The organism is Gemmatimonas sp., from assembly GCF_046594945.1.
Taxonomy (GTDB): Bacteria; Gemmatimonadota; Gemmatimonadetes; order Gemmatimonadales; family Gemmatimonadaceae; genus Gemmatimonas.
On sequence record NZ_JBKJRB010000163.1, the window covers coordinates 1 to 6270 of the forward strand.

General features: G+C 64.5%; 5 protein-coding genes. All 5 read right to left on the reverse strand.

Going from position 1 to position 6270, the window contains the following annotated elements; genetic code table 11:
- A partial coding sequence (locus ACLL97_RS19580) for a WD40/YVTN/BNR-like repeat-containing protein (protein ID WP_411282165.1) occupies positions 1–1766 on the reverse strand: 1766 nt, incomplete at its 3' end.
- Positions 1763–2302, reverse strand: a complete 540-nt coding sequence (locus ACLL97_RS19585; protein ID WP_411282166.1) for a hypothetical protein — start codon at positions 2300–2302, stop codon at positions 1763–1765. The genes ACLL97_RS19585 and ACLL97_RS19580, both read right to left, overlap by 4 nt.
- A gap of 20 nt (positions 2303–2322) precedes the next feature.
- Positions 2323–4278, reverse strand: a complete 1956-nt coding sequence (locus tag ACLL97_RS19590) for an Ig-like domain-containing protein (RefSeq protein ID WP_411282167.1) — start codon at positions 4276–4278, stop codon at positions 2323–2325.
- Positions 4275–4694 carry a hypothetical protein gene (locus ACLL97_RS19595; RefSeq protein WP_411282168.1) on the reverse strand — a complete coding sequence of 140 codons (420 nt, stop codon included), beginning with the start codon at positions 4692–4694 and terminating at the stop codon, positions 4275–4277. Before ACLL97_RS19595 ends, ACLL97_RS19590 begins: the two co-directional genes overlap by 4 nt.
- A gap of 167 nt (positions 4695–4861) precedes the next feature.
- A complete protein-coding gene (locus ACLL97_RS19600; protein WP_411282169.1) occupies positions 4862–6127 on the reverse strand; it encodes an MFS transporter in 1266 nt (421 codons plus the stop codon).
- Positions 6128–6270 lie beyond the last annotated feature (143 nt).

Consider the following 6270-nt stretch of genomic DNA (forward strand, 5'->3'; position numbering starts at 1 on the left):
GTGATCGTGGCACTGCCACCTCGTGTGAGGTCCCCGCTGATCACCGACCACAGCACTCCTTCATTCTGCGTGCGCCACAGGCGATAGGTGGCGTAGTAGAGCGTGGCCGAGTTCACGGGATCGATCAGCATGGGCGAGAGGAACGCCTTGCGGTCGCTGCTGGTGAAGCCGCGCTGCGTCTGGCTCACGCTCGTACCCAGCGGATTACGCGTGACACGCACAATGAATCCCGTGCCGTAGCTGGTGGTCCAGAACACGTTCGAGTTCGTGGGGCTGAAGGCGTTCCATCCACCATCGCCCGATGGCGCCGACATTGTCCAGAAGCCCGAGCCGAAGCCCCAGAGTGAGCTGTTGTCCTGCAGGCCGCCGGCAATGAAATCCGGAATCGTGGGGTGCACCGCGATGCCGGGATAGAACTGCGTGACCGCAATGTTGGTATTGCGACTTACCCAGCTATTGCCACGATCGTACGACGCGTGCACGCCACCATCATTGCCACCCACGATCACACTCGGATCGCCCGGCGCGTACTCGAAGGCGTGCCAATCCACATGTACGTCGTAGGCCACCACCGTGAAACTCTGCCCGCCATCGCGCGACCGGTACATGCGCGAGCCGCCCAGGATTACCGTATTGGCGTCTTGTGGGTCGACTTCCAGCACGAGGTCGTACGTGCCCTGCGTACCGAAGTCGAGTCGCGACTGGCCACCATATACCCCCTGCGCGGCCAACACCGTGGGAGTCGCGCTGGCGCCTTCCAGGCGCACCAGTTTATCCATGCGTGCACTGACCACTTCCACCGCCCACACGGTATTCGGCGTCGCGGGTGTGACCGCCAGCGAAATGCGCTGCGCGGTGGTACTGGCAAAGTAGACCTGTTGCCAGGTGGCCCCGCGATCGGTGGAGCGATACACCCCGTTGGCCGTCGACCCCGCCGCCGCGCGCGCCGCCCACACAATGTTGTCGTTGGCGGGATCGAACTCCACGTCGGTGATAAAGCCCGACAGCACGGTGGTCCAGGCCGAACCGCTGGTGGTGCTGCGATGGAGCCCGTTGTTGGCGGCATACAGCACCACACTGGTGTTCTGGGTGCCCGCCAAGCTGGGTGCCACCCGTATCCGATAGGCGCGCGTGTTCTGTGAGCCATTCACCGGTGCCAACACTCCGGCGCCGTTGATCTCGGTCCACGTGATACCGCCGTCGAATGAACGCAGCAGTCCACAGCCGTTCGACTGGGCAGGCTCGCCCGTGCCCACGTATACAATGTTCGGGTTCACCGGATCGATCGCAATCGAACCGGTATTGAGCGAGCACTGGTTGTCGGTAAGCGGCGTCCAAGTGGCACCACCGTTGGTGGTGCGCCACACGCCGCCCGAGGCCGAGCCGGCGTACACGATACTCGGATTCGTGGGGTGAATGGCGATCGCGCGAATACGTCCGCCATCAGCATTGGGCGACGAACCATAAAAGCCGCTGGTCTGAAATCCGAACGGTCCCACCGAGCGCCACGGTGCCACTTGCATGCTGGACGGCGCACCCGACTTCACACTCGCCGGCGCGCGAAAGGACGTGGCCCGCGCAGCGTACACCGGGTTCTGCGTGTACTCGGCAAACGGATACGCGCGCAGTCGTTCCATCCACTCGCGCCGCACCTCGAAGCCCGCCTCGCGCTGCTCCTCGACCTGCGCTTGGGCCGTAGTCGAGATCGTGGCCAACAGCGCCCACGCGAAATACCTCCGTGCGCCACCCAACCGTGCCGCGCTCATTTGATGACCACCAGCGGAAGCACTGTCGTACGCTCACGCACATCGGTGGCGTCGGACAAATGCAGTTCGCTTATTTGCAGGGTAAGCGACGAGTACGCACCGGCACGTGCCGATGCACCCGACGACGCCCCCCGATGCACAAATCGCACGCGCGCGAAGACGTCGTTGGGGAATCCCGAGGCATGCGCGGCGGCGATCATCACCCGCCCACGAGCCGCGTTCATCTCGCGCATCGCGCCGTCGCTCGGCGACACATCCATGATGTAGCGCAGGCGCGTGGTGTCGTACTCCACCGCCGCCGTCATGCTCACCACCTTCGGTCCGAACCCCGCCATCTCACCCGGTGTCTCGAGGCCGCTCACGCGCACGTCCACCGTGACCACACTGTCACCGGCCGTGGCCGGCGTGACCACCAACTGCGCGCTACCCTGCGCACTCGGCACCGGACTCGCCGCGCCATCTCCCAAGCTGTCCCGGCAGGCCGTGGTCAGCAGCGAGACGCCAAGCGCTACGCCGAGTACTGCGGCCGAAGGCATACGTGATGTTTTCATGCGGATCACTTGATGACCACCGGATATTGCAATGCGGTCGCATTGCCAAGGAGTGACTGTTGGTTGAGATCGAGCAGTTCAACGTGTCGAAGCACGAACTGACTGGTGCCGATCTGCATCGGGATGAAGTCAAAGCGTCCGAGCGTGATCACCCCCGTCATACCGGCCGCACTGGCAATTGATATACGCGTGGTGCCCGAGCTCAGATCCGTCACGATCACGGGGGAGCCCACGGTACCGGCCACCGTGCCCGTGAGTCGCAGCAATGACGGTGTGCTCAGTTCGGTAGGCCACGTGAACACCAGCTGCGCCGCGCCCACGATCGAGCCGCGCGTATCCAGCGACAACGTGACGGAGAATGGCGTGTTGCGGGTGTAGTCGAAGCGCGTGATATCGGCGCGCAGCACTGGTCCGCTGGTTCGCGTGACGTTCACGAACACGGAGTCGAGCGCACCGCCGTTGACGGTGGTCTGCGCCACGATCCAGGCCCGTCCGCCCAGTTGCGCGGTAATTCGTCCATCGGCGGCCACCGTGGCGATACTCGGTGACCGGCTTACGTACGTGATTGGAGGCGTGATCACCACGCCCTCGCTGTTGAGCACCACCGGGGTGAGCTGCAGGGTGCCGTTCACGTCAAGCTCGTTTGCCTTCTCGGTGGCGAGTCCGTAACGCAGCGTGATCGAGGCGGCCACATTGAACGTGACTGGTAAGTTTACCGTGACCGCATTCGTTGACGTGAGCGCCACCGTGGCCTGATACGTGTTGGTGTTCAGCGCCGACGGATCAGCGCGCAGGGCGAGTCGTAACGGATTGCTGAGCACCGTGGCCGACAGCCAGCCACTGGCACCGGTGTATGTCACGCTGGTGTTGAGATTGGCCACCGCGGTGCAGCTGCCATTGGCATCGGTAATCGTGAGCGTATCGACCACGGCCGTGCGAAGCGCAAAGCCAGCCAGTGTGCGCGACGTGGCCGACAGCACCAGCCTCGGCGTTCTCGACGCGTCGCAGGGCGTGATCGAAATAGGCAGCGAGGGCAAGACAGCGGCCGAGAAGAGCAGCGTGCGCGCACCGCCGGTGCCGGTGACGCCCAGATTGGTGAAAGTGACCACGCCATTGGTCGCCTGCGCCGTGGCTCCGGTAAGTGTGCCACCACCGGCGGAGATCGAGGCGTTCACGGTGAGCGTTGCGTTCGTGGCCAGATTGCCCCCGTCGTCGAGCACGTCGAGCACCGGCTGGGTGACAAACGGCGAGTTGAGACCGCCGCCAGCCGGTGCCACCCGGAACGCCAGCGATGCCGCCGGTCCGGCGCTGATCGCGAACGACGTGGTATTCACCGGGGCAATACCGCCGGCCGAAAACATCAGGGTGCGCGGTCCGGCCAGTCCCGACAACACGAGTTGCGAAAAGGTGGCGAGGCCCTGCACCGACGTCACCGTCGTAACGCCGCCGAGCGTACCCACACCCGTTGCAAAGCTCACACTCACCGGCACACCGACCGCGGTCACGAGGTTGTCGAGCGCGTCGCGCACTTCAACCACCGGCGCGGTGCTGATCGACGTACCCGACGGCACGTCTACCGGTTGGGTGCGCACAAAAAGTTTGGCCGGGGCGCCGGCGGTCACGGTCACGGACACGGTGCCGGTGGCCCCCAACGACGCCGCACTGATCGTGGTGCTGCCAACGGTAGTCGCGGTCACGATCCCCTCGGACGACACGATCGCCACCGTGGGTGTGCTCGAGCTCCACACCACACTGGGCGACGTGACCAGCTGCGCACGCTTGTCAGTCACGCGGGCCGACAATTGCAGCGTTGCACCAGCCGCCACCGTTGCCGCGCCACCACTGGGCGACACCAATACCGCTGGTGCCACATCGGGTGTGACCGGGTCACCACCACCACCACACGCTACCATCAACATCAGCCCGGCCACGCGCACCGCGGCCCGCATTGCCGGCGTCATCGCGGCTCCTGAATAGTGACCATCACCGGTGCGCTGGTGCCACGCGCGTTCGACACCGTGAGTTCATACTTGCCTGGGCTCCACAGCATCGGCGCCGCCCCACCGCCACTTGGCACACGCTCCGGCAACGACAGCGCGATCACTGTGCCCCCTTTACCCGACACCACAACGGCCACCGTGACCGGCCCAACCGTGACCGTATTGGTGGTTGCGTCGAAGCCGGTCCCGCGAATGGTGATGTTATTCGGCTGCCCCTCGCGCACCACGATCGGCTCAGGCGATACCTCGACCACCGCCACCGCCGCCGACGAAGCCACCGGACGGCGACACGCCGCACCGAGCGACAGCACCAGCAGCGGCGCGAGCCAACGCCTTCGACCACCAAGCGCGAAGCCATCAGGGACGGGAAAAATCATGACACCTCAAGATGAAGGCACGGCCATTCGGCAGTGTGCTGCCTAGACGATAGCCCGTAGTGCGCCAAGCCCGCCACCCGCGCGTTTTTCCAATTCTTAAAGCGGTTGCCCTTGCGGTGGCTGTTCTTCGCGTCGCTTCGCGAAGAAGGCGAAGAACAGCTTTTGTTTTACACCCGCTTCCAGAAATCGGAGTATTTGATGGCATACACCGACGCGCAAATCAGCACGACGGCCGAAATGGCAATGGCATGTGGAGCCGACACGACCCCGGCCAATGCCCCGAGGGCGAAGGAACCCACAGCTTGGGAGAGTCCCACGAACACGAGGCTGTAAAAAGCCATCAGGCGTCCACGGTACTTTTCCTCCACCAGCAGCTGCAGCACGCCATTGGAGAGCGCATTGAAGGTGATCATCGCCATGCCCGTGGCAAAGAGTACAACGTACGCCATGGTGAGGGTGGTGGTGTAGGCGAAGCCCAGCAACAGCGTGGGAAAGGCGAGGCCGGCCGTCATCAGAATGCGACCCTTATTGGCGGCGTGCGACAGCGGCCCGGCCACCAGCAGGGCGCCCAGCAAGCCACCCACTCCCACCGTGGCCAGCAGTGTGCCGTAGCCGCCGGCGCCCAAGCCCAGTTGATCGCGGGCGATAACCGGCATGAGCGTGAGGAACGGGCCGCCCAGCACCGCGCCCACCGTAACCAGCGCCAGCAGGTCGCGCACCGGCCCCGGCGTGGCCAGATGCCGCAGCCCCTCGGCCGCCCCCGACGTGCTCCGCTCGAACAGCTCGTGCACGCCGGTGACCGTAAGGCGCACCGTGTTCGCGACGTCCGGCGCGGGAAGCTTGATAAGCAGCAACCCCCAGAGCACCGCCACAAAGCTCAGAGCGTTCAAGCCGAAGCACCAGGCAATGCCGAAGCGGGCAATCACCAAGCCACCAATGGCCGGCCCGATCACGCGGGCCAGGTTGAATCCACTGGCATTGAGGGCGATGGCCGGCTGCAGGTCGTCGCGCCCCACCAGCTGAATGATCATGCTCTGGCGGGCGGGAATCTCGACCGCGCTGCAGAGCCCCTGCACGAAGGCGAGCGCGAGCAGAATAGGAATCGACACATGGCCGGTGATTGTGACCAGCCAGAGCACCGCCGCCTGTGCCAGGAGTATGCTCTGCGTCACTCGCACGATGCGCAGCTTGTCGCCATGATCCACGAAGGCGCCGGCGTGCATGGAAAAGAGCACGATCGGGATGGCGCCTACGGACGCGACGAGCCCTACTACGAAGGCACTGTTCGAGAGCTGGAGGGATAGCCAGCCTACGGCCATGGTCTGCATCCACGAGCCCACCAGCGACATCGTCTGCCCGGTCCAGAAGATGCGGAAATTCCGGTGACGGGCGAGAACGCGGAAGGGGTTTGAGGAACGACGAGACGCGCTCACCGAACGGGCGAACACCTCATCACGACCCGCTACCATATTGCTCTGCGATCCAATGGCGATAGCTGCCGTCCATCACGCTCCGCCACCACGATTCGTTGTCGAGATACCACTCGACAGTGCGCTCCAAGCCGGTAGACAGTGTC